At 66.8% G+C, this 20668-nt stretch carries 25 protein-coding genes and 1 tRNA gene; 12 read left to right on the top strand and 14 right to left on the bottom strand.

Annotation, left to right across the window (positions count from 1 at the left end; translation table 11 throughout):
* Positions 1-24: 24 nt before the first annotated feature.
* A tRNA-Pro gene (locus tag ACOZBP_RS03840) sits at positions 25-101 on the top strand.
* Positions 102-165: 64 nt separating this feature from the next.
* On the opposite strand, the gene ACOZBP_RS03835 is transcribed toward ACOZBP_RS03840, so the two are convergent.
* Positions 166-372, bottom strand: coding sequence for a DUF2842 domain-containing protein (locus tag ACOZBP_RS03835; protein ID WP_422675122.1), 207 nt, complete (start codon positions 370-372; stop codon positions 166-168).
* Positions 372-626 carry a transglycosylase gene (locus ACOZBP_RS03830; RefSeq protein WP_422675121.1) on the bottom strand — a complete coding sequence of 85 codons (255 nt, stop codon included), beginning with the start codon at positions 624-626 and terminating at the stop codon, positions 372-374. The genes ACOZBP_RS03835 and ACOZBP_RS03830 overlap by 1 nt, the downstream gene beginning before the upstream one ends.
* 131 nt (positions 627-757) lie before the next feature.
* Here ACOZBP_RS03830 and ACOZBP_RS03825 point away from each other — a divergent pair, with 131 nt between their 5' ends.
* Positions 758-1825: a COX15/CtaA family protein gene (locus ACOZBP_RS03825; RefSeq protein WP_422675120.1), complete on the top strand. Its 1068-nt coding sequence runs from the start codon at positions 758-760 to the stop codon at positions 1823-1825.
* On the opposite strand, the gene ACOZBP_RS03820 is transcribed toward ACOZBP_RS03825, so the two are convergent.
* The 3 genes from ACOZBP_RS03820 to ACOZBP_RS03810 form a co-directional block, all read right to left on the bottom strand.
* A complete protein-coding gene (locus tag ACOZBP_RS03820; RefSeq protein WP_422675119.1) occupies positions 1794-3203 on the bottom strand; it encodes an alkaline phosphatase PhoX in 1410 nt (469 codons plus the stop codon). The genes ACOZBP_RS03825 and ACOZBP_RS03820 overlap by 32 nt on opposite strands.
* Before the next feature lie 112 nt (positions 3204-3315).
* On the bottom strand, positions 3316-4320 hold the full coding sequence (cobS, locus tag ACOZBP_RS03815; RefSeq protein WP_422675118.1) for a cobaltochelatase subunit CobS: 1005 nt from the start codon (positions 4318-4320) through the stop codon (positions 3316-3318).
* Positions 4321-4379: 59 nt separating this feature from the next.
* Complete coding sequence (locus ACOZBP_RS03810) at positions 4380-4808, bottom strand: organic hydroperoxide resistance protein (RefSeq protein WP_422675117.1); 429 nt, start codon at positions 4806-4808, stop codon at positions 4380-4382.
* 132 nt (positions 4809-4940) lie between these two features.
* On the opposite strand from ACOZBP_RS03810, the gene ACOZBP_RS03805 reads away from it, so the two are divergent.
* A complete protein-coding gene (locus ACOZBP_RS03805; protein WP_422675116.1) occupies positions 4941-5204 on the top strand; it encodes a hypothetical protein in 264 nt (87 codons plus the stop codon).
* Here ACOZBP_RS03805 and ACOZBP_RS03800 read toward each other — a convergent pair.
* Positions 5164-5835, bottom strand: coding sequence for a J domain-containing protein (locus tag ACOZBP_RS03800; protein WP_422675115.1), 672 nt, complete (start codon positions 5833-5835; stop codon positions 5164-5166). The two genes, ACOZBP_RS03805 and ACOZBP_RS03800, sit on opposite strands and share 41 nt — an antisense overlap.
* 45 nt (positions 5836-5880) lie before the next feature.
* Here ACOZBP_RS03800 and ACOZBP_RS03795 point away from each other — a divergent pair, with 45 nt between their 5' ends.
* From ACOZBP_RS03795 to ACOZBP_RS03775, 5 genes are all read left to right on the top strand, one after another.
* Positions 5881-6183 (top strand): BolA family protein, encoded by a 303-nt coding sequence (locus ACOZBP_RS03795; RefSeq protein ID WP_422675485.1) that lies wholly within the window; start codon positions 5881-5883, stop codon positions 6181-6183.
* 102 nt (positions 6184-6285) lie between these two features.
* Positions 6286-8094, top strand: coding sequence for an ATP-binding protein (locus ACOZBP_RS03790; protein WP_422675114.1), 1809 nt, complete (start codon positions 6286-6288; stop codon positions 8092-8094).
* Positions 8095-8166: 72 nt separating this feature from the next.
* Positions 8167-9090 carry a mechanosensitive ion channel family protein gene (locus tag ACOZBP_RS03785; protein WP_422675113.1) on the top strand — a complete coding sequence of 308 codons (924 nt, stop codon included), beginning with the start codon at positions 8167-8169 and terminating at the stop codon, positions 9088-9090.
* A gap of 3 nt (positions 9091-9093) precedes the next feature.
* Complete coding sequence (locus ACOZBP_RS03780; RefSeq protein WP_422675112.1) at positions 9094-10110, top strand: threonine aldolase family protein; 1017 nt, start codon at positions 9094-9096, stop codon at positions 10108-10110.
* Between the two features lie 49 nt (positions 10111-10159).
* Positions 10160-12046, top strand: a complete 1887-nt coding sequence (locus ACOZBP_RS03775; RefSeq protein WP_422675111.1) for an ABCB family ABC transporter ATP-binding protein/permease — start codon at positions 10160-10162, stop codon at positions 12044-12046.
* Here ACOZBP_RS03775 and ACOZBP_RS03770 read toward each other — a convergent pair.
* The 6 genes from ACOZBP_RS03770 to ACOZBP_RS03745 form a co-directional block, all read right to left on the bottom strand.
* Positions 12034-12516: a chemotaxis protein CheE gene (locus ACOZBP_RS03770; RefSeq protein ID WP_422675110.1), complete on the bottom strand. Its 483-nt coding sequence runs from the start codon at positions 12514-12516 to the stop codon at positions 12034-12036. The genes ACOZBP_RS03775 and ACOZBP_RS03770 overlap by 13 nt on opposite strands.
* Positions 12513-13088, bottom strand: coding sequence for a response regulator (locus tag ACOZBP_RS03765; protein WP_422675109.1), 576 nt, complete (start codon positions 13086-13088; stop codon positions 12513-12515). Before ACOZBP_RS03765 ends, ACOZBP_RS03770 begins: the two co-directional genes overlap by 4 nt.
* Positions 13089-13176: 88 nt before the next feature.
* Positions 13177-14127: an acetyl-CoA carboxylase carboxyltransferase subunit alpha gene (locus tag ACOZBP_RS03760; RefSeq protein WP_422675108.1), complete on the bottom strand. Its 951-nt coding sequence runs from the start codon at positions 14125-14127 to the stop codon at positions 13177-13179.
* An 83-nt stretch (positions 14128-14210) separates the two neighbouring features.
* Positions 14211-14405: a type II toxin-antitoxin system HicA family toxin gene (locus ACOZBP_RS03755; RefSeq protein WP_422675107.1), complete on the bottom strand. Its 195-nt coding sequence runs from the start codon at positions 14403-14405 to the stop codon at positions 14211-14213.
* A gap of 65 nt (positions 14406-14470) precedes the next feature.
* Complete coding sequence (locus ACOZBP_RS03750; protein ID WP_422675106.1) at positions 14471-14695, bottom strand: DUF1902 domain-containing protein; 225 nt, start codon at positions 14693-14695, stop codon at positions 14471-14473.
* 17 nt (positions 14696-14712) lie between these two features.
* On the bottom strand, positions 14713-15615 hold the full coding sequence (locus ACOZBP_RS03745; protein ID WP_422675105.1) for a site-specific tyrosine recombinase XerD: 903 nt from the start codon (positions 15613-15615) through the stop codon (positions 14713-14715).
* Positions 15616-15675: 60 nt separating this feature from the next.
* On the opposite strand from ACOZBP_RS03745, the gene ACOZBP_RS03740 reads away from it, so the two are divergent.
* From ACOZBP_RS03740 to ACOZBP_RS03730, 3 genes are read left to right on the top strand one after another with little or no spacing between them, the layout of a single operon-like run.
* Positions 15676-16257: a shikimate kinase gene (locus ACOZBP_RS03740; protein WP_422675104.1), complete on the top strand. Its 582-nt coding sequence runs from the start codon at positions 15676-15678 to the stop codon at positions 16255-16257.
* Positions 16254-17372: a 3-dehydroquinate synthase gene (gene aroB, locus ACOZBP_RS03735; RefSeq protein ID WP_422675103.1), complete on the top strand. Its 1119-nt coding sequence runs from the start codon at positions 16254-16256 to the stop codon at positions 17370-17372. The genes ACOZBP_RS03740 and aroB overlap by 4 nt, the downstream gene beginning before the upstream one ends.
* On the top strand, positions 17369-17950 hold the full coding sequence (locus ACOZBP_RS03730; RefSeq protein WP_422675102.1) for a GNAT family N-acetyltransferase: 582 nt from the start codon (positions 17369-17371) through the stop codon (positions 17948-17950). Before aroB ends, ACOZBP_RS03730 begins: the two co-directional genes overlap by 4 nt.
* On the opposite strand, the gene ACOZBP_RS03725 is transcribed toward ACOZBP_RS03730, so the two are convergent.
* Positions 17947-18363 carry an MliC family protein gene (locus tag ACOZBP_RS03725; protein WP_422675101.1) on the bottom strand — a complete coding sequence of 139 codons (417 nt, stop codon included), beginning with the start codon at positions 18361-18363 and terminating at the stop codon, positions 17947-17949. The genes ACOZBP_RS03730 and ACOZBP_RS03725 overlap by 4 nt on opposite strands.
* 30 nt (positions 18364-18393) lie before the next feature.
* The gene (gene tadA, locus ACOZBP_RS03720) at positions 18394-18852 is read right to left on the bottom strand and encodes a tRNA adenosine(34) deaminase TadA (RefSeq protein WP_422675100.1); all 459 of its coding nucleotides are present in this window, start codon (positions 18850-18852) and stop codon (positions 18394-18396) included.
* A gap of 12 nt (positions 18853-18864) precedes the next feature.
* On the opposite strand from tadA, the gene ACOZBP_RS03715 reads away from it, so the two are divergent.
* Positions 18865-20667, top strand: a complete 1803-nt coding sequence (locus ACOZBP_RS03715) for a pseudouridine synthase (RefSeq protein WP_422675099.1) — start codon at positions 18865-18867, stop codon at positions 20665-20667.
* The last annotated feature ends 1 nt before the right edge of the window (position 20668 follow it).

Genomic DNA, 20668 nt, shown 5'->3' with positions numbered 1-20668 from the left:
ATCGCCGTCTATACGGAGCGCCTTCGGAGCGTGGCGCAGCCTGGTAGCGCACTTGACTGGGGGTCAAGGGGTCGCAGGTTCGAATCCTGTCGCTCCGACCATTTCCCAAGGGAAATCGGTTGGTTAAAGGGGTCGCTTTCGGGCGGCCCCTTTTGCAATTCTGGACTATTTCGCGTCGGGTTCGCGCTCGGCCCAGCGCAGCAGCGGGATCAGGGGAATGCCCCAGCCGATGCCGGCGACGGCGAAGAAGATCAGGTCCAGCCACCAGATGTCCGGCAGGCGGTCATTGATCGCCACCGCGCCCCAGACCCAGAAGGCCAGAAAGAACAGGACGCCGAGGGTGGCGACGAATCGGCGGGCGCGCGGCGGCATCAGCGCTTGCTCCTGAACAGGAAGAAGGCGACCAGGCAGACCACTGCGGCGACCATCGACCAGATGACCCAGATCCAGTCGCCCAGCGCCGCCACAGCGAAGACGCGGATGGCCAGAAAGGCGCCGCAGCCTGCGCCGATCGCCGCGACCAGACTGGTCCCGCCCAGGCCGCGACGGCCGGTCAACAGATCGGCGATCCAGGCCAGGGCCAGGGCGCCGACGACGGCGACGGCGATATCCGCATATGGCGCCACGGGCGCTCCTTCAGAATGGTGCGACGCCGTGGCGTCGAAAGCGACTCGATCTTGCCGCGCTTGGGGGGCATACCGCCCCGGTCGCCCGGTGGGTTTGGCGACAGTGTATCGGGGCGAACGGCAGGCGTCGAATGAACCGTTTTGTAAATCAGGATCGCAGCCGCGCGGTGGCGTTGTGGCTGTTCTTCAGTGCGGCCATGGTCTTCGCCATGGTGGTCATTGGCGGCGTGACGCGCCTGACGGGCTCGGGCCTGTCGATCACCGAGTGGAAGCCCATCATGGGGGCCATCCCGCCGTTGAGCGACGCCCAGTGGGCGGACGCCTTCGAGAAGTACAAGACCATTCCGCAGTACGCCCAGGTCAACGCCGGCATGAGCCTGGGCGAGTTTCAGGGCATCTTCTGGTGGGAATGGCTGCACCGGCTGGTCGGGCGTCTGATCGGCTTGGTCTTCGCGGTGCCTTTCGCCATCTTCTTGCTGCTGCGGCGGATGCCGAAGCGGTTGATCGTGCGCTGCCTGATCCTGCTGGGACTGGGCGGGCTTCAGGGCCTGATCGGCTGGTGGATGGTGTCCAGCGGTCTGTCGGAGCGGGTCGATGTGGCCCCGGAACGTCTGGCGACCCACCTGGGTCTGGCCTTCCTGATCTTCGCCGGTCTGATCTGGACCGGGCTGGAGGCCTGGAGCGGATCAGACCATTCGCGGTCGCCGCGCGGCTGGACCTGGGGCGCAGGGCTGCTGGTAGGCGCGATCTTCGTTCAGTGCCTGCTGGGCGGGCTGGTGGCCGGGGCCAAGGCGGGGCTGATCTATACCGACTGGCCGATGATGAACGGTGCGGTGTTTCCGCCGGTCGAGTGGGGCAAGGGGGCGATCGCCTTCCTGCACGATCAGGGACTGGTGCAGTTCAATCACCGCATCGGCGCCTATCTGCTGCTGGCGGGCGGCACGGCCTATGCGATCCACGCCTGGCGTTGGCGGCTGGCCGAGGGGCTGGGTCTGTCGGCCTTCGTCATGGCGGGATTGCTGTGGCTTCAGGCGGGACTGGGCGTTTTGACACTGATGCACGCCGTGCCCATCGCTCTGGGGACGTTGCACCAGGCGGTTGCGGCGCTGGTGCTTGGCGCGGCGACGGTCAACCTGTGGCTGGTTCGCCGCTCGCGCCCGCGCCTGTTCATGAGCGGACCGCGTTCCACGGGCCTCTGATCGCCAGGGTCAGGCCGGGGTACATGATGTTCACGAACAGGACGTCTCCGTCCGGCGAGAACACGGCCCCGGCGAACTCCGAGTTCCCGGTGAAGACGTTGCGGGCGATGGTGTAGAGGCGGCCGTCGGGGGTTACGCCCTTGATATGGTTGCGCACCTCGTCGGAATAGTTGTCCTCGCAGACGATCAGGTGGCCCCAGGGTGCGATGCACAGGTTGTCGCCCATGTTCATGGTGCGCAGGTCGGTGCTTTCGACGAACAGCTGGATGCGGCCCGGCGTACGGGCCTCGTCCGCGCCGCCTTCGTCGGGCGAGGGGACGTAGCGCATGATCTGGCCGCGGCGTAGCGGCCCGCCCGAGGTGGCGGTCAGGTAGAGCTCGTTCTCGCCCCAGAAGACGCCTTCGCCCCGCGCCACCTTGACGGCGCCCGCCGCATGGCCGCGTAGGCGCAGGTCGCCGGCCGGATCCTCGACGTCGTCCATGTCGATCCACTCGACCTCGCGCCAGTCGTTGACCGACCAGATGCGAGCGTCGTGGTTGGAACTGTCGGCGCCGGCCTGCCCCTTGAAGGCCATGGCTTGCAGCCGACCGCCACGCGCCAACTGGCCTGGAACCGTGGGGATGAAGCGATAGAAGAGGCCGTCGCCCTGATCCTCGGTCAGGTAGGCGATGCCGGTGCGCGGGTCGATGCAGACGGCTTCGTGATCGAAGCGGCCCATGGCCTTCAGCGGCACGGGATCGACCAGGCCGGTCGCATTGGCGGGGACCTCGAACACCCAGCCGTGGGCCTTGGTCACGTCGGCGTCGGCGGGGGTCTCGACCGTCTCCTCGCAGGTCAGCCAACTGCCCCAGGGGGTGTGGCCGCCGCAGCAGTTGGTCGAGGTGCCGATCAGCGACAGGTGCTGGCGCACCGTCTGGCGGGTCTCGAGGTCATAGACCAGGGTCGTAGTGCCGCCGGGCAGGGCGCGGCCGTCCTTGTAGGTGTCGTAGGCCTTGGAGGCGTCCAGCAGGCCAAGGCGCTCATGATGAAAGCCGCCGGGTCCCATGTTGCGATGAAGCGCCTTGGAGCCTTTCAGCTCATGGTTACGGACCAGGGCGACCGTGGTCGGGCTCAGGGGGAAGCAGCCCATGCCGTCCGGCTGACCGGGGACCAGCAGGCCGTCGTCCATCGTCTCGCCGCTCTGGGAGATGACCTGATAGGAAAAGCCCTCGGGCAGATCGAGCAGGCCGTTGGGGTCGGCCTTCAGCGGGCCATAGCCCTCGACCTGATTGACGTAGCTTTCTTCGCCCGCCGATTGGGCGTGGACGTTGCGAGCAAAGCCGGCGAAGGCGAAGGCCGCAGCCCCGGTCGAGATCAGTTGACGGCGCTGCAGACGCATAAGACGACTCCGATTGGTTCGAGGCCGCTTAGAGCGGGCGCAGACGACAACGCCGTCAAGCTAATGTGACGGTTACGCGGCTGCGGCCTTCGGTCGCCGGAACAATCAGTAATCAGCCGATTTTCACGCGCGTCGCGGCTTCGGGCAGGTCCTCGCCGAAGGCGCGTTGGTAGAACTCGGCGATGGTGGGGCGTTCCAGCTCGTCGCACTTGTTCAGGAAGGTCAGGCGGAAGGAGAGCGCCAGATCGCCGCCGAAGATAATGGCGTTCTGGGCCCAGGTGATGACCGTGCGGGGCGACATGACGGTCGAGATGTCGCCGTTCATGAAGGCGTTGCGGGTCATGTCGGCGACCCGGACCATGGCGGCGATGCGGCGTTTGCCCTCAGTATCGTTCCACTCGGGAATCTTGGCGGCGACGATCTCGGCTTCGACGTCGTGGTCGAGGTAGTTCAGCGTCGTGACAATATTCCAGCGATCCATCTGACCCTGATTGATCTGCTGGGTGCCGTGATACAGGCCCGAGGTGTCGCCCAGACCGATGGTGTTGGTGGTCGAGAACAGGCGGAACCAGCGGTTCGGACGGATGACGCGGTTCTGGTCCAGCAGGGTCAGGCGGCCCTGGGCCTCCAGCACGCGCTGGATCACGAACATGACGTCAGGACGGCCGGCGTCGTATTCGTCGAAGACCAGGGCGACCGGGCGTTGCAGCGACCAAGGCAGGATGCCTTCGCGGAACTCTGTGATCTGCTTGCCGTCCTTGAGGACGATGGCGTCCTTGCCGATCAGGTCGATGCGGCTGATGTGGCTGTCCAGGTTCACGCGGACCAGGGGCCAGTTCAGGCGGGCGGCGACCTGCTCGATGTGGGTCGACTTGCCGGTGCCGTGATAGCCCTGAACCATGACGCGGCGGTCGAAGGCGAAGCCGGCGCAGATGGCCAGAGTGGTCTGCGGATCGAAGCGATAGGATTCGTCGATCTCGGGCACATGGCTGTCGCGCGTGTCGAAGGCGGGCACGACCATGTCGGAATCGACGCCGAACGCCTCCCTGACCGTCACCTTGCGGTGCGGCTCCAGCGTGACCAGGGGATCGGGCGAGGCGTCGAGAGGAGAGGTCATGGACCTCATCTAGTGCCCTCACGCGCGCGGCTCAACACGCGCGAGGGCGGTAGTGTCGCTTATTCAGCGGAAAGCGCTACGTCGACATTGCCGCGCGTGGCGTTGGAGTAGGGGCAGACCTGATGCGCCTTGTGGATCAGGTCGTCGATCACCGCCTGATCGAGGCCGTGGTCGGTGATCGTGAGGGAGACGTCGAGGTTGAAGCCTTCGCCCCGCGTGTTCTTGCCGAAGCCGACGCCGGCCTGAACCTTGGTGTCTGGTCCCACGGGTGTGCCAGCCTTGCCCGAGACCAGGCGCAGGGCGCCGAGGTAGCAGGCGGCGTAGCCGGTGGCGAAGAGCTGTTCGGGATTGGTCCCATCGCCGCCCTTGCCCCCCATCTCGGTGGGGACCGACAGGCGGACATCGATCTTGCCGTCGTCGGTGGCGGAGCGGCCCTCGTCGCGGCCGCCTCCCGATGCCGTGGCGTGGGCGCGGTACAAGACTTCCATGAGGCGGCTCCTTTGGTGATCCAAGGTCCCGGATATGGGTGTCAGTCGTTCAGAAACAACGGTTCTGTGATTCGTGTAATCCACAAGTGGGTGTTAATAGTTTGTCCATAGCTTCCGTCGGGGAAGAGGGCCATGCATACGAACGTGCAGTACTTCTGCTATGTTTATGACGCACCTGAGGGCACGCCTCACATGTTCGCTCTGGATGCGGACAGTTGGCCGGAAGCCGTCAGCGAAACGCGACGCATGATGCTGGACGAGGCCGGCAGCGCCTTTGCTGAGATCTGGGACGGCGCGGGCGAGAACGTGACGCGCATCGACGGACCACAAAAGCCGGGGGGCCTGCTGAGAAGTCTCAGGCGTGCCCGGCCTTCTTCAAAACCTTCCAGGCCTTGATCACGCTCTGAAGCTTGGCCTCGGCGCCGCGGTCGCCGCCGTTGGTGTCAGGGTGAAAGCGTTTCAGCATCTCGTGATAGCGCGCCTTGATCGCGGCCTTGTCCGCGCCGGGCTTGAGGTCCAGGTCGGTCAGGGCTGCGAGTTCTATCTTGCCGATGCGATGGACTTCGGCTGCAGCCGGGCCAGCCTGCTCTTGGGTGCGGCGGCCGAACAAGCCGAAGCTGTCGCGCCATGAGCCGGCGCCCTGGTTGTTGGCCGTGCCCATCTTGGCGGCGAAGGCGGCGGCTTCGCGCGTGTTCTTGCCGGCCTTCATCTCCCAGGTGGGGCGGCCGCCGGTCATGGCCTCATTTTCCTGCGCGGCGCGAATCTGGCCCTCGCTCATGCCGGCGTAGAAGTTCCAGCCCTTGTTGTACTGGCCTGCATGGGCCTGACAAAACTCGTAGAAGTCGGCGAGCTGCTCACGCGATTTGGGCGCCTTGGCGGTGGCGGGGCGGCTGCAGTCAGGCCACTCGCACGACTTCTCACCCTTTTTCCGATGCAGGACGTCGGCCTCGGCCTTCTCCTCGTCGGGCTTGGGCGGCTTCACTCGAATGTCGGTGAAGCGAGGTTTGTATTCAAATGACGCGGACATCGGCCCGAGTGTAAGCTTGATTTGGACAGCTTCAAGGAACGACCGATGCCAGATGGCCCTATTGCCGCACTTATCCGCGAAAAATTGACGGCGGCCTTCGCCCCTGAGCGAATTGACCTGGAAGACGACAGCTGGAAACACGCGGGCCACCATCACGAAGGCGGCATGGACGCCCGCGACGGCGGCGAAAGCCATTTCCAGCTTACCATTGTGGCAGACGCCTTCGATGGCCAGGGCCGTGTCGCTCGCCAGCGTGCGATCAACGCCGTTCTGAGCCAGGAGCTGGCCGGTCCGGTGCACGCCCTCTCGGTACGCGCCCTGACGAAATCCGAGGCGAACGGCGACTGAGCTTCTGCCGTTACGCTACGTAAACCAACGTATTCACTTCGTCTTAGAACCTTCAACCTAGCGTCCGCTCCCAGACTTATTTGCAAGGGCGGGGGCGTGCGAATGGTGGGTGACGGGATCAAGGGGCTGGACGGGCAAGCGCCGGGCGAGGCCGCGCAGGCGCTGACCGCGATCCTGCAGACTCATTACCTGCGCTATCTGATCATCGTCAGCTGGGCCATAGGCGTCATCGTGACCGTCGGGCTACTGCCGGGCCTGACCTGGTTTGTGGCCACCCTGGCCGCCGGCGCGCTGCGCGGCGAAGTCGAAAAACGCGTCAGCCAGCGTGTCGGCGTCGGCTGGGGCATGGTCTTTCCGGCCGTTGCAACCGTGACCACGGCGGTCTGGGCCGTAGCGCCGCTCATGGCCTGGTTCTCGCCCTCCGCCTTTGGACATGAGTTGGCCATCGCCCTGCTGGTGTCGGGCTATGTGCTGGTTTTCGCCCAGCTTCGCAGTTCGCCGCGTCAGGCCATCATGATCTCGTCGCCCTATGGCGTCGCGGCCGCAGCCATCGCCGCCAGCCTGGCGGGCGGACCCCTGTTCTGGCCATTCATCGCCCTGGTGCCCTTCACCGCCGCCAGCCTGTTCGTTCTGGTCACCATGACGATGCTCCGCGAGGAGCGGATCCGGGTGTTTCAGGAGCATCAGGCCCACCTGATCGAGGAACTGGAGGCCGCCCGCGACAAGGCCGACGCGGCCAATGAGGCCAAGTCCAGCTTCCTCGGGGTTATTTCGCATGAGCTTCGTACGCCGATGAATGGCGTCTTGGGGGCCGCCCAGCTTCTGAGCGCCACCCGGCTGGAAGGCACGCAGCGGGAATATCTGTCGATCATCCGCAACTCGGGCGACAATCTCCTGAGCCTGCTGAACGACATCCTGGACATGACCAAGATCGAAGCCGGAAAGATGAGCTTTGACGTGGTGGATATTCATGTCGATGACCTGCACCGCCGCATCACCGGGCCGTTCGAGGCCCAGGCCGAAGCCAAGGGGCTGACCCTGATCTCGACGTTCGAGGGAGAGATGCCGGCCCTGGTGCGCGGCGATCCCCTTCGGGTATGCCAGGTGGTGCAGAACCTGCTTTCGAACGCCGTCAAATTTACGGACAAGGGCGAAATTCGCTACAAGGTCAAGGCGCGACGCATCTCGGATCGTCGGGTCGGTTTCGAGTTCTCTGTCACCGACAGCGGCTCGGGGATTTCGCGTGACGACCTGGAGCGGCTGTTCCAGCCGTTTACCCAGGTGGACAATTCCTCAACGCGCAAATTCGGCGGCACAGGGCTGGGTCTGACGATCGCCCGGCGCATGGCTCACATCATGGGCGGCGACATCACGGTGACCTCCAGCCTGGGGGAAGGCTCGACCTTCACGCTGTCGATCGAAGGCGAAGTGGTGGAATGGGCCCACGCCGAGGAAGCCCGGGAGATCGACGCCGCTGTCGAGGGCGGTGATCATCTGGACGTGCTGGTGGTCGAGGATCACCCCGTCAATCGTATGATCCTGGAGGCCTGGATGGGCTCGGCAGGGCACCGCACCAGCACGGCCGAGAACGGCCAACTGGCGGTCGATATGGCGATGAACCAACGGTTCGACCTGATCATCATGGACGTGAACATGCCCATTATGGACGGGCTGACGGCGACACGAATGATCCGCGAAGGGGCGGGCGCGAATGTCGACACCCCCATCGTCGTTCTGTCGGCGTCGGCGCGGAACGAGGATCATGAGGCCGGCATGAGCGCCGGAGCCGACGCCTATCTGAACAAGCCGATCGATTTCCGGAGCCTGGCCGGCCTGATGGCTCAGGCGCCGGGGGGGCGCATCGCTCTGCATCAGATTTCCGTCGCATTGGAATCGGCGGAGGCCGCCTGACGCGGATGCCCATCTGAGAATGCCTGACCGGCGGGGCTTCCATTCGCGGGGACAGGCGTTAGACCCTCGAGCATGTCTTCCCTGCACGAAACCCTGACCCAAGCTGTAGTCGTCGGCGAGAAGCGACTGACAGTCGACGCCGCCATTGTGGCCAAGCTGGCGGACATGGCCGGCGATCTGGCGATCAATCTGACCATCGCGACGCTGATTTTCGTCGCCACCCTGTTCGTCGCGCGATGGGCTTCCGGCGCAACGCGGCGGGTGCTGGGGCGGATGCGCGCCTTCCGTCATGACCAGACGGTGCTCAGCTTCGCCGCCCAGGTCGTGCGGGTCGTGGTCATCATCATCGGCCTGATCGCGGTGTTGCAGCGGCTGGGCGTGCAGACGACCTCGATCATTGCGGTGCTGGGTGCAGCCTCGCTGGCGGTTGGTCTGGCCTTGCAGGGGACGCTGTCGAACGTGGCGGCGGGGGTCATGCTGCTGATGCTGCGGCCCTATCGCGTGGGCGAGGTGATCGACGTCGGCGGGGCCTCGGGCACGGTGCAGAAGCTGGACCTGTTCACGACCCAGTTGTCGAACGCCAACAACCACAAGATCGTCATCCCGAACTCCAAGGTGCTGAGCGACGTCATCATCAACCTGACCGGTCAAAAAACGCGCCGCGTGGAGATCAAATTCACGGTTGGTTATGGCGAGAATCTGAAGGACGCCTGTGATGTGCTGGCGGGCGTCGGCGTCGCCCACGCCAAGGTGCTGAAGGACCCGACGCCGTGGACGGGGGTGACGGCGTTGCTGGACAGCTCCGTCGAGATCACGCTGCACGCCTGGGTCAACGTCAATGACTGGTGGCAGACGCAGGCTGACCTGATGCAGGGCGGCAAGGAGGCGCTGGACGCCGCCGGAATCGAGATACCCTTCCCGCACCAGGTCGAGGTCCCGGCCAAGGACGCCCAATTCGCTCGCGTCGTCATGGCGCCGGCAGAACAGGAAGAATGACGCGTGCGCTACGACTTTGGATCCGACAACACCGCCGGCATGGCGCCGGACGCACTGAAGGCGCTGGTCGCGGCCAATAGCGGGTTTGCACGGGCCTATGGCGCGGACGAGACGACGGCGCGCGCCGCGGACCAGATCCGTCAGCGCCTCGACGCGGACGCCGAGATTCGGTTCGTGTTCAGCGGCACGGCGGCGAACGCCATCGCCGTCTCCATGCTGGCCCAGCCCTACGAGGCGGTGCTGACGCATCACGCCGCCCATATCTGCACCGACGAGACGGGAGCGCCGGGCTTCTTTGGCCAGGGCGTCGGCCTGATCGGCCTGCCGGGCTATTCGGGCAAGATCGATGGCATGGCCCTGCACGCCGCGCTGGAAGAACCCGTTGTCGGCCACCGCCAGCCGGCTGCCGCGCTGAGCGTGACCCAGGCCACGGAATACGGGGCAGTCTATTCCGAGGAAGAGCTGCGCCACCTGATAGAGCCAGCCAAACTGGCGGGCCTGGGCGTCCACATGGACGGCGCGCGGCTGGCCAATGCGGTCGCGGCGGGTTTCGATCCGAAGGACATTCCGCGTCTGGGCGTGGACGTTCTGGTGTTCGGCGGGGCCAAGGCCGGGGCGAACTGCGCTGAGGCCCTGGTGATCTTCAACAAGAGCCTGACGCGGCGGATCGACAATCGCTTGAAGCAGGCAGGGCAGACGGCGTCCAAGGCTCGGTTCCTGGCTGCGCCGATCCTGGGGCTGCTGGAGTCGGGGGCCTGGGAAGAGGGCGCGGCCCACGCCAATCTGATGGCCCAGCGACTGGCGGACGGAATCGAGGAGCGCTCGCCCTTTGTCCTGGCCCATCCTGTCGAGTCCAACACTGTGTTTGTGCGAATGCCGGACGAGGCGCATCAGCGGCTCAACGCCCTGGGATGGGCCTGCTATCAATTTGATGATGGCTCTGTGCGGTTTGTCTGCTCGTGGGCGACGACCGAGGGCGCGGTGGATGAGCTGCTGGAAGCCATCGTGAGCCTGAACTGAATGTTGCTTTCGCTCCGGCAAGGCGCGGCCCATATGCTGGAGCATGAGCATGCGCGGTGAACGATCCGGCCGACGGGGCGACTCCACCGTCAAGGCCATGGCTGCCGGCCAGGCTGAATTGAAGCAGGAGGCGCCGCCCACCTGGCAGGCGCTGACGGACCTGCTGCGCGTGGTCGGGCGCTCCGGCGCGCCGCAACTGCCGTGGCGCATCACCGGAGCCATCGGGCTGACGCTGGCGGGCAAGGGCCTGGGCGTGCTGGCGCCGTTGATCCTGGGCGCGGCGGTCAACCATCTGGCGGCGGGGCAGGGCGCCGCCGCGGCCGTGGGCTGGGGCTTCGCCGCCTTCGCTGTGGGCTGGGCTGTGGTGCGGTTTCTGTCGGCGGCGACGCCGCAACTCTCCGACGTCGTGTTCGCGCCGGCCCGGGCGGCGGCGCAGCGGAGGACGGCGGCGGAAACGTTTGCGCACGCGCTCAGCCTGTCTCTGGACTTCCATCAGACCAAGCGCTCGGGCGCCCTGTCGCGGACCATGGATCGCGGCTCGCGGGCCGTGGACTTCCTCCTGCGGATTCTGGTGTTCAACCTGGGACCGACGGTGGTCGAGCTTGTGCTGGCGGCGGCGGTGCTGAGCGGCAAGTACGACTGGCGCTTTGGGGCGGTGGCGATCGGGGTGGTTGCCGTCTATGCGGTAACGACCTTCGCCATGGCCAACTGGCGGCTGGAGCATCGCCGCGCCATGAACGCCGCCGACAGCGAGGCGGCGGGCCTGTCGGTCGACGCCCTGCTGAACTATGAGACGGTCAAGTCGTTCGGGGCCGAGGGCCGGGCGGCCGAGGCCTATGACCGCTCGCTGTCGACCTATGTAGACGCGGCGTTGAAGGCCAACACCTCGCTGGCGACGCTGAACCTGGTTCAGGGGCTGATCATGAACGTCGGCCTGGGGATCATGGCTGTCATGGCCGGGTTCGAGGCGGCGGCAGGACGGATGGGGCCGGGCGACGTGACGGCGGCGGTACTGATCATGATTTCGCTTTATGCGCCGCTGAACATTCTGGGCTTCGCCTATCGGGAAATCCGTCAATCCTTCATCGACATGGAAGAGATGCTGAAGGTGACGCGGCAGGCGCCCCAGGTGGCGGATGCGCCCGACGCGGTGACCCTGCCGCGTCCGACCGGCGGCTGCGGGGCGGAGATCGTGTTCGATCACGTGGGCTTCCGGCATGACGCCAGGGCGGCGGGTCTGGACGACGTCAGCTTTGTCACGCCGGCGGGAACGACCACGGCTCTGGTCGGGCCTTCGGGCGCTGGCAAGTCGACGATCGTCAAACTGGCGCTGCGCCTGCTGGACCCCCAGGAAGGCCGGGTGCTGATCGACGGGCTGGACGCGCGGGCTGTCACCCAGACCTCGCTGCGGGCGGCGGTGGCCCTGGTGCCGCAGGATGTCGCCCTGTTCAACGACAGCATCCGCGCCAACATCGCCTTTGCGCGGCCTGACGCGGATGACGCAGCCATCTGGGCGGCGGCCGAGGCGGCGGAGCTGAGCGACTTCATTCGCGGCTTGCCCGAAGGCATGGAGACGCGGGTCGGCGAACGAGGGCTGAAGCTGTCAGGTGGCGAGCGTCAACGAGTAGGCATAGCCCGGGCGCTTCTTGCGGACCCGTGCATCCTGATCCTGGACGAGGCGACCAGCGCTCTGGACAGCCGCACGGAGGCCGCCATCCAGAAGACTCTGAGGAAGGCGCGCACGGGGCGCACGACCCTGGTGGTGGCCCACCGTCTGTCGACGGTGGTCGACGCCGAGCAGATCCTGGTGCTCAAGGCCGGGCGCATCGTCGAGCGTGGCGCGCACCATGAGCTGGTGGCGCGTCAGGGCGGGGAATACGCCAGTCTGTGGCGCAAGCAGACGCGCGGCGCGAAAGCCCAGACTCAGGCTGACTGAGGTCCGCCGGGCGCCTTGGCCTTCAGCACGTCCTTGAGGCTGGCCAGCACCTGGGTTCGGGCCTCGGCGGCTTCGGCTGGAAGCGTCAGCAGCAGACGCAGGGCTTGGGCGTGTACGGTGACGATGCGCCAGTCGAAGGGCCTGTCCTCGGGCGCCGCGTCGATCAGGTCGCACAGGTTGGCGGCAGCGGCGCACAGGTCCTTCAACTCGAACGGGCCTGCAGCGTCGATGACGGCGCTGGAATGGTCGTAGGCCCGATCCAGCAGGCGAGCCGCTTCTTCAAGCGTCGGAGCAGGCTGAAGCGCGGCAAGGGCGGCGACCTGTTCCTCAATCACGGCGCGGCTGCGTGCCTCCATTTCGGCCAGGTTGGCCTTGGCCTGGGCCAGGGCGACGCCGGCGCTGACGCCGCCGGGCTGGTCGATCAGGGTCGACAGGCGGGATTTGCGGCGATTGTGCGTGATGACGGTCATAGTTCGATCGACGCTCTGCGTTGGGCCTCGAATTCAGCCTTGCGGATTTCCTCTGAACGACGCTCCAGCCCCTCCCATGGTTCCGATCGGAAGCGGCGGTCGGGGCCGAAATAGTCGCCGACCTCGAGGAAGGGGCGGGCGTCCCGGGCCACCCAGACGATGCGTTCCAGCAGAACGCCGGCGCTGAAGGGCTTGGTGATCAGGAAGTTGGCTCCGCAGTCACGGGCCTCGGACACCTTGGAGCGGCGGACGTGGGCGGCGGTCATAATGACAGGCGCGAAGGCGTTGGGTTCCAGCCCCGAACGGCGCAGCCAGCGCACGAACTCATAGCCGCTCATGCCCGGCATCTCGCAATCGACCAGGATCAGATCGACGGGATGGTCGCGCAGGACGGCGATGGCCTCGGCGGCGCTGCTGCAGGAATGGCGCACCTTGATGCCGAAGCCGAGCACGGCCTGGGCCGTCAGTTCCAGCGCAAACGGCGAGTCGTCGATGACCATGGTCACCGCGCCGTTGAAATTGAACACCGCGCTTTCACGCAGCGACTCGCCGACCCCGTTCATGCCGCGCATGAAGAAGCCCTGACGTGCAGGAGGGGCGAGAGACCGAATCGCATGGCGTCAGCTTCGACGGCCAGCGGCCCTCGTGCAATGCGAAGGATCAGCCCAGACGACCAATGGCGTAGAAGCGGTCGGCGCGGGCCTTGCGGATTTCGTCAGCCGAGAGCGTGGACAGGGTCTTGAGCTCGTCTTCCAGCACATCGCCGACCGATTGGATGGCCGTCTCGCGCGCGGTGTGGGCGCCGCCCATGGGCTCTGGAATGACGCGATCGACGATCTTCATCGCCATGAGGTCGGGGGCGGTGATCTTCATGGCCATGGCGGCGTCCTTGGCGCGAGCGCCGTCGCGCCAAAGGATGCCGGCCGCGCCCTCGGGCGAGATGACCGAATAGATGGAGTGCTCAAGCATCAGCACGCGGCTGGCGGCGGCGATGGCGATGGCGCCGCCCGAACCGCCTTCGCCCGTCACTGTGGCGATGGAGGGGACGCCCAGGGTCAGACCGCGCTCGGTCGAGCGGGCGATGGCCTCGGCCTGGCCACGTTCTTCGGCGCCCAGGCCCGGATAGGCGCCGGCGGTGTCGACGAAGGTCAGGACCGGCAGGCCGAATTGCTCGGCCATGTCCATCAGGCGCACGGCCTTCCGATAGCCCTCCGGCCGAGCCATGCCGAAGTTGTGGGTGATGCGGGTCTGGGTGTCGTGACCCTTTTCATGACCCATGACCACGACTGGCTGACCGCGGAAACGAGCCAGACCGCCAATGATCGCCTGATCGTCGCCGAACTGACGGTCGCCGTGCAGTTCGACGAAGTCGGTGAACAGGCCTTCGAGGTAGTCGACAAGGTGCGGGCGCTGCGGGTGACGCGCGACCTGGGTGCGCATCCAGGGGTCGAGATTGGCGTAGGTCTTGACGCGCAGGGCGTCGGCCTTCTTGCGCAGGGCGGCGATCTCGGTCTCGAACGAGCCGCTGGTCGGGGCCAGATGCGACAGCTCCGCGATCTTGGCTTCCAGCTCGGCGATGGGCTTTTCGAATTCGAGGTAGTGCGTGGCCATAAGGCGTCCGTGAGGAGAAGCGCGGTTGGCGCTACGGAAAGCGGCGGAAACTAGAGCGGTGAACGCCGCGGGGCAAGCGGGGTTCAGAAAGCCTTGGGCAGACCGGCTTGTTTAAGCACGGTGTTGGCGGTGTGACGGCTCTTGGAACGCGGGACGATGACGGTATGGGCTACCTCGGGATGACGCCATTTCTCGTGGCTGCCCTTGGCGTTCTCCAGACGTCGCCAGCCGGCGGCGTGGAGGAGGGCGGTCAGTTCGGGATAGAAGTCCTTGGGCATGGCCTGACCTAGATGGGACCGACTCTCGCATCGATCTTAGTAGGTCGGGTTATACGCCAGCATAGTTAAGCTGCATTAACCTCAAAGCCACCTACAGCTTCAAATCGCAGAGCTGTCGAGCCATGGATGTCGAGGTTTTCCGCCAGAAGTTCGGACGCGAACTGACGCGCCAAGCTTTCGAATTCGGCCAGGGTCGCGGTTTCAAGCACCAGACCGGGGATGTCGGATTCGCTGCACCAGACCTGTGCGTCCGGGTCCCAGATCGCCTTGACGTAGAAGGTGCGTGCCATGGGTGAACTATGGGCTTTCAGTCGTCCTTCGCCAAGGGGTGCTTGGAATGGACGACCTGGGACAGCCGGTCGGTGGCGACGTGGGTGTAGATCTGGGTGGTCGAGATGTCGGCGTGGCCCAGCAGGGTCTGGACGACGCGCAGGTCGGCGCCGCCTTCCAGCAGGTGGGTGGCGAAGGCGTGGCGCAGGACGTGGGGGCTGACGCGGGCCGGGTCGATATTGGCGGTGATCGCCGCCTGATCCAGCAACTGGGCGAAGCGACGGGGCGTCAGGTGGCCGGTCTTGCCGTGCGAGGGAAACAGCCAGACGCTGTCGGGCGCCTTGGGTTTGCGCGCAGCGTCGCGGGCGGTCAGCCAAGCCTTGATGGATGCGCGAGCGGCGGCGTTGAGGGGGGCCAGGCGTTCCTTGCCGCCCTTGCCGCGCACGATCAGATAGGCGGGATCGCGGCGCACGGCCTCGACTCGAAGCCCCAGCAGTTCGGAAACGCGCAGGCCCGAGGCGTAGGCCATCTCGACCAGGGCGACGAGGCGGAGGCCCGCCGCGCTGTCGGCAGCGCCGGCGGCGAGCAGAAGCGCTTCGATCTCGTCGCGGCTGAGGATCTTGGGCAGGCTGCGGCCCTGTTTCGGCGCGTCGATGCGGCGGGAGGGGTCATCGGTCCGCCAGCCTTCGCCCAGGGCGAAGCGGTAGAACTGACGCACGGAAGAGCGACGACGGGCGGCTGTGGCGGCCGACAGGCCGCGCCGTGACAGGTCGGCGAACCAGGCCTCCAGCGCGGCTTCGTTCGCGCCCATCAGCCCGCCCGCGTCGCCCAGCCAGACCTCGGCGTCGGCCAGGTCGCGGCCATAGGCGGACAGGGTGTGTGGCGAGGCGTCGCGCTCGACCGCCATCATCTCCAGAAAGGCCTCGACCTGGGGCGTCATGCGCCAAGCTCAACAGAGGTGTGGAGCGAACGGCCGTGTCGTGTAGAGAATGTAGGAACCATGCCTGCCGACGCCTCGCCCGATTCCTCGCCCTTGTCGCCTCATCTGGCGCTTGACCGCACCATAACCCTGGTGGGGCTGATGGGCGTGGGTAAATCGACCGTAGGGCGCCGACTGGCGCAGCGGCTGGGTCTGTCCTTCTTCGACGGCGATCACGAGATCGAGTCCGCTGCGGGAATGAGCGTCAGCGAGATCTTCGCCAGTCGGGGCGAGGCCGAGTTCCGGGCGGGCGAGGCGCGCATCATGCGCCGCCTGCTGGAAGGGCCGCCCATCGTGCTGGCGACTGGCGGCGGGGCCATGCTGAACCCCGAGACGCGCGCCCTGATGAAAGAACATTCGGTCAGCGTCTGGATGCGCGCCGACCTGAAGGTGATCGCCGAACGGGTGCAACGCCGCGACACCCGGCCCCTGCTGCGCGGACGCGATCCGCTGGAAGCTCTGACCCTGTTGGCCGAGGCCCGCTATCCCATCTACGCCGAGGCCGACCTGACGGTGGATGTCGGCGGCGGCTCGCACGGCCAGGCGGTCGAGGCGATTTATAAGGAATTGCGGCGCCACGCCCGCGAGGAGAGCAAGCGATGACGACGACGATCCGGGTCGGGGGCGATGGCTTCGCCGCCTATGAGGTCGTGGTCGGACGGGGGCTGCTAAAGGAAGCGGGCGCGCGGGTCGCCGCCCTGAAGCCGACCAAGGCCTTTATCGTCAGCGACGAGACGGTGGCCTCCATTCACGGCCAGACGGTGCGCACGGCGCTGGAAGGCGCGGGCCTGACGACCGGGATCGTCACGGTTCCGGCGGGCGAGGCGTCCAAATCCTTTGAGCAGCTTGAGGCCGTGCTGGACCGGCTGCTGGCCGAGGGGCTGGACCGCAAGAGCATGGTCGTGGCCCTGGGCGGCGGGGTCGTGGGCGATCTGGCCGGGCTGGCGGCGGCCCTGTTCATGCGCGGCATCGACTTCGTGCAGGTGCCGACGACCCTGCTGGCCCAGGTGGATTCCTCGGTCGGCGGCAAGACGGCCATCGACACGCCGCGCGGCAAGAACCTGATCGGCGCCTTCCATCAGCCGCGGCTGGTGCTGGCCGACATCGAGGCCCTGGCCAGCCTGCCAGTGCGGCAGTTGCGTTCGGGCTGGGCCGAGGTGCTGAAGCATGGCTTGATCTGCGACGCCGATTTTTTCGACTGGCTGGGCGACACTTCGCCTTCTGGGGGCGCTTGCGGCGCCGAGGGCGATCCCGACGCGTTGGAGCGGGCGGTGATCCGTTCGGTCGAGATCAAGTCCCAGATCGTTAGCGAGGACGAGAAGGAAGCCGGGCGGCGCGCCCTGCTGAACCTGGGGCATACCTTTGGCCACGCCCTGGAGGCCGAACTGGGCTTTGGCGACACCCTGACCCACGGCGAGGCGGTGGCCCTGGGCTGCGCCATGGCGTTCCGGTTCTCGGCGCGTCAGGGGCTGTGCGCGGCGACGGACGCCGACAAGGCCGAGGCGGGGATCAAGGCGGCGGGCCTGCCGACACGGCTGGCCGACGTGGATCAGGTCTTCAACGCTGAGGCCCTGATCGGGCGGATGGCCTGGGACAAGAAGGCCGAAGGCGGGCGTCTGACGCTGATCCTGGCCCGGGCCATAGGCGACGCCTTCACCGACAAGAACGTGGACGCCGAAGCGGTGCGCGCCTTCCTGATCGAGGAAGGCGCGGCGTGAAGCTGAGCCCTGTCGTCCTCGAGAACCGCTTCGTTCGGCTGGAGCCGTTCACGGCGGGGCTGGAGGGCGAGGTGAGGGCGGCGCTGGACTGCGACCCTGAGGCCTGGAACGGCATGGTCAGCGCGGCCTATGGCGAACATTTTGATCTCTGGTGGGCGGCGGCGCTGAAGGCGACCGGCGCACGCCTCGCCTTCGCCGTGCGGCGTCTCAGCGACGGCGCGGTGGTCGGCACGACCAGTCTGTATGAGATCAAGCCCGAGCATCGGCGCTGCGAGGTCGGTTCGACCTTTTATCGGCCCGACGTGCGGGGCGGGCCGGTCAATCCGGCATGCAAGCGGCTGTTGCTGGGCCATACCTTCGAGGCGGGCGCGGTGCGGGTCGAGATCTTGACCGACGCCCTCAACGCCGCCAGCGCCGCCGCCATCCGCAAGTTGGGCGCGCGCGACGAGGGCGTGCTGAAGAAGCACAAGATCACCTGGACCGGGCGGGTGCGCGACACGGCCCAGTTCGCGGTTCTCGATGACGACTGGCCGGAGGTGCGGCGCAGGCTGGACGAGCGCTTGGCGGCGTTCGCCTAATCCACCGCCCGGCATTCGGTCGGCTCACGTCCGTCGGAGGTCCAGGTCGCCTGAACGCCCTTGCCGCGCAACTCATAGCCGCTGGCGCGATACCAGATGCCGTCCGCGGCGCGCTCCTGGAACAGGTCGACCGCCTCTCCGGACGAGTTCCGCACGGTCGCCATCTGGCGCGGATTGTCGAAATCGACCGACAGGCGCTCACTGTTGTTGCATAGGTAGACGGTGCGAATCACACGGTTCAGGGCGCGGTCCTGAACCTCAGCCCCGGTGCGACGGCGAGCGGTCTGCGCCTCGATGGCGCGTTCGCGGACTTCGTCGCCGTCGGTCGGCGCGTCGCGCGGTTCCGGCCCGCACGATGCCAGCAGGGTGGTCAGAAGCAGGGCGGGGGCGGCGCGAAAGATCAGGTGCTGCAAGTGAAGCGCCTCCAAGGTCAAGCTTGGACCTCAACGCTCCGTGGCGGCGCGCGTTCCGCGACGCGCCCGGAAGAAGGCACGCAAATTCTCGGCGGCGGGTTCGGCCATGACTCCGCCCTCGGTCGCCGGTCGCCAGTGGCAGGTCGGCTGATCGAAGAAGCGACCGCCGTGGATCACCGCGCCGCCCTTGGGATCATCAGCTCCCCAGACCACGCGACCGATGCGGGCGTGGCTGATGGCGCCGGCGCACATGGCGCAGGGTTCCAGCGTGACATAAAGAGTGAGGTCCGTGAGGCGGTAATTCTGCAACGTTGCCGCAGCATCGCGCAAAGCCACGATCTCGGCATGGGCTGTCGGATCATGGGCCGTTATGGGGCCGTTTTGCCCACGGCCAAGCACTTTGCCGGTCGGTTCATCGACAATTACAGCGCCCACAGGCACTTCGCCCGCTTGCGCCGCCGCTTGCGCCAAGTCGAGCGCCATGCTCATGAACCGCTCATCATGGATCGCCATCCCAAAGACAACGACAAGAAGCCCCGCTCCCGTCAAGACGACGGCCCGCGCGGCCCCCGTAAATTCGCCGACGCGCGCCCGGACAAGGGCGGTTTCGGAGATCGGAAAGGCCCGCCACGCGGCGACCGCAAGAACGATCGCGGCGACAAGCCGTTTGTGAAGGGCGCTGGCAAGGGCGGCCCGAAAGGCGGTCCCGCAGGCAAGGAAGCGGCAGCGCCTGCCCGTAGCGAGCGAATCGCCAAGGCCATGGCTCGCGCGGGCATCGCCTCGCGCCGCGAAGTCGAGCGTCTGATCGGTCTGGGCAAGGTGGCGGTCAACGGCCGCATCCTGGACACGCCCGCGACCCTGGTGACGCGCGACGATGTCATCACCGTCAACGGCAAGCCCATGGGCTCGGCCCAGGCGACGCGCGTCTGGCGCTATCACAAGCCGGCCGGCCTGCTGACCAGCCACAACGACCCGGCGGGCCGTCCGACCGTGTTCGACGCCCTGCCCAGCGGCCTGCCGCGCGTGATCTCGGTCGGCCGACTGGACATGAACACCGAAGGCCTGCTGCTGCTGACCAATGACGGCGAGCTGAGTCGGGCGCTGGAAATGCCCGACACGGCCCTGGTGCGCCACTATCGCGCCCGCGCTCGCGGCAGGATTACCCAGGCCGAGCTGGACAAGCTGAAGACCGGCTGCACCGTTGACGGCATCCACTACGGCCCGATGGAAGCGACCATCGATAAGGCCAAGGAAAAAGAGGACGGCGAGCGCAGCTCGGCCAATCTGTGGATCAGCGTCTCGATCACCGAAGGCAAGAACCGCGAGGTCCGCAAGGTTCTGGAGTCCATCGGCCTGACCGTGAACCGCCTGATCCGTCTGGCCTATGGCCCGTTCCAGCTGGGCACTCTGCCCGTCGGGGCGGTCGAGGAAGTCGGCCCGCGCGTGATCCGCGAAATGCTGGCCGAACACATCCGACCCGAGAACCTGCCGACCGGCAATACGGTCTCGACGCCTGCGCCCATTCCGGGCCGCCGCACCTCTTCGCCCATCGTGGCGGGGCGTTCGGGTTCGGCCATGTCGGACCCCTCGCGCAAGCCCAGCCGCGTCCGCGCGGCCACCGAGGCGACCGAGAACGCCGTCGACCGTCGCGACCGTCCGGCCAAGAAGGAAGGCTGGGCCAAGTCCGCGCCCAAGTTCGAGCACACCAAGACCTTCAAGCCGCGCGCCCGGCCGGAAGCCGCCCAGGGCGGCGAGTGGTCGGATCGCCCGCGCAAGCCCTTCAACCGCTCCGAGCCGCAACTGATTGATGATCGTCGCGGATCCCGTGACGGCGCCAAGGGCGGCTTCGGCGACCGTCCGAAGCGCGACTTCCAGCCGCGCGACGGCGCCCGTTCAGGCGGTGACCGTCCGCAACGCGATTTCAAGCCGCGCGAGGGCGGCGCGTTCGGCGATCGTCCAAAACGCGACTTCCAGCCTCGCGATGGCGCACCGCGCCCGGGTGGAGACCGTCCGCAACGCGATTTTAAACCACGCGAAGGCAGCGCGTTCGGCGACCGTCCGCAACGCGATTTCCAACCTCGCGACGGCGCGCCCCGTTCGGGCGGGGATCGTCCCCAGCGCGATTTCAAGCCGCGCGAAGGCGGTTCCAGCGACCGACCGCAGCGTGACTTCAAGCCGCGCGACGGCGCACCGCGTTCGGGCGGCAAGCCTGGCGGCTTCGGCGGCAAGCCGGGCGGTTCGCGTCCGACGGGGGGCGGCAAACCGTTCGGCGGCAAGCCGGGTGGTCCACGCGGCCGCAGCTAAG

Source organism: Brevundimonas sp. NPDC058933 (assembly GCF_049315965.1).
Taxonomy (GTDB): domain Bacteria; phylum Pseudomonadota; class Alphaproteobacteria; order Caulobacterales; family Caulobacteraceae; genus Brevundimonas.
Note: the sequence above shows the minus strand (reverse complement) of the source record. Positions and strands in the feature narration are given on the sequence as shown.

Coding starts and splice junctions, on each gene's coding strand:
- ACOZBP_RS03835 (WP_422675122.1), bottom strand. CDS start 372: ATGCCGCCGCGCGCCCGCCGATTCGTCGCCACCCTCGGCGTCCTGTTC.
- ACOZBP_RS03825 (WP_422675120.1), top strand. CDS start 758: ATGAACCGTTTTGTAAATCAGGATCGCAGCCGCGCGGTGGCGTTGTGG.
- ACOZBP_RS03820 (WP_422675119.1), bottom strand. CDS start 3,203: ATGCGTCTGCAGCGCCGTCAACTGATCTCGACCGGGGCTGCGGCCTTC.
- cobS (WP_422675118.1), bottom strand. CDS start 4,320: ATGACCTCTCCTCTCGACGCCTCGCCCGATCCCCTGGTCACGCTGGAG.
- ACOZBP_RS03810 (WP_422675117.1), bottom strand. CDS start 4,808: ATGGAAGTCTTGTACCGCGCCCACGCCACGGCATCGGGAGGCGGCCGC.
- ACOZBP_RS03805 (WP_422675116.1), top strand. CDS start 4,941: ATGCATACGAACGTGCAGTACTTCTGCTATGTTTATGACGCACCTGAG.
- ACOZBP_RS03800 (WP_422675115.1), bottom strand. CDS start 5,835: ATGTCCGCGTCATTTGAATACAAACCTCGCTTCACCGACATTCGAGTG.
- ACOZBP_RS03795 (WP_422675485.1), top strand. CDS start 5,881: ATGCCAGATGGCCCTATTGCCGCACTTATCCGCGAAAAATTGACGGCG.
- ACOZBP_RS03790 (WP_422675114.1), top strand. CDS start 6,286: ATGGTGGGTGACGGGATCAAGGGGCTGGACGGGCAAGCGCCGGGCGAG.
- ACOZBP_RS03785 (WP_422675113.1), top strand. CDS start 8,167: ATGTCTTCCCTGCACGAAACCCTGACCCAAGCTGTAGTCGTCGGCGAG.
- ACOZBP_RS03775 (WP_422675111.1), top strand. CDS start 10,160: ATGCGCGGTGAACGATCCGGCCGACGGGGCGACTCCACCGTCAAGGCC.
- ACOZBP_RS03770 (WP_422675110.1), bottom strand. CDS start 12,516: ATGACCGTCATCACGCACAATCGCCGCAAATCCCGCCTGTCGACCCTG.
- ACOZBP_RS03765 (WP_422675109.1), bottom strand. CDS start 13,088: ATGCGCGGCATGAACGGGGTCGGCGAGTCGCTGCGTGAAAGCGCGGTG.
- ACOZBP_RS03760 (WP_422675108.1), bottom strand. CDS start 14,127: ATGGCCACGCACTACCTCGAATTCGAAAAGCCCATCGCCGAGCTGGAA.
- ACOZBP_RS03755 (WP_422675107.1), bottom strand. CDS start 14,405: ATGCCCAAGGACTTCTATCCCGAACTGACCGCCCTCCTCCACGCCGCC.
- ACOZBP_RS03750 (WP_422675106.1), bottom strand. CDS start 14,695: ATGGCACGCACCTTCTACGTCAAGGCGATCTGGGACCCGGACGCACAG.
- ACOZBP_RS03745 (WP_422675105.1), bottom strand. CDS start 15,615: ATGACGCCCCAGGTCGAGGCCTTTCTGGAGATGATGGCGGTCGAGCGC.
- ACOZBP_RS03740 (WP_422675104.1), top strand. CDS start 15,676: ATGCCTGCCGACGCCTCGCCCGATTCCTCGCCCTTGTCGCCTCATCTG.
- aroB (WP_422675103.1), top strand. CDS start 16,254: ATGACGACGACGATCCGGGTCGGGGGCGATGGCTTCGCCGCCTATGAG.
- tadA (WP_422675100.1), bottom strand. CDS start 18,852: ATGAGCATGGCGCTCGACTTGGCGCAAGCGGCGGCGCAAGCGGGCGAA.
- ACOZBP_RS03715 (WP_422675099.1), top strand. CDS start 18,865: ATGGATCGCCATCCCAAAGACAACGACAAGAAGCCCCGCTCCCGTCAA.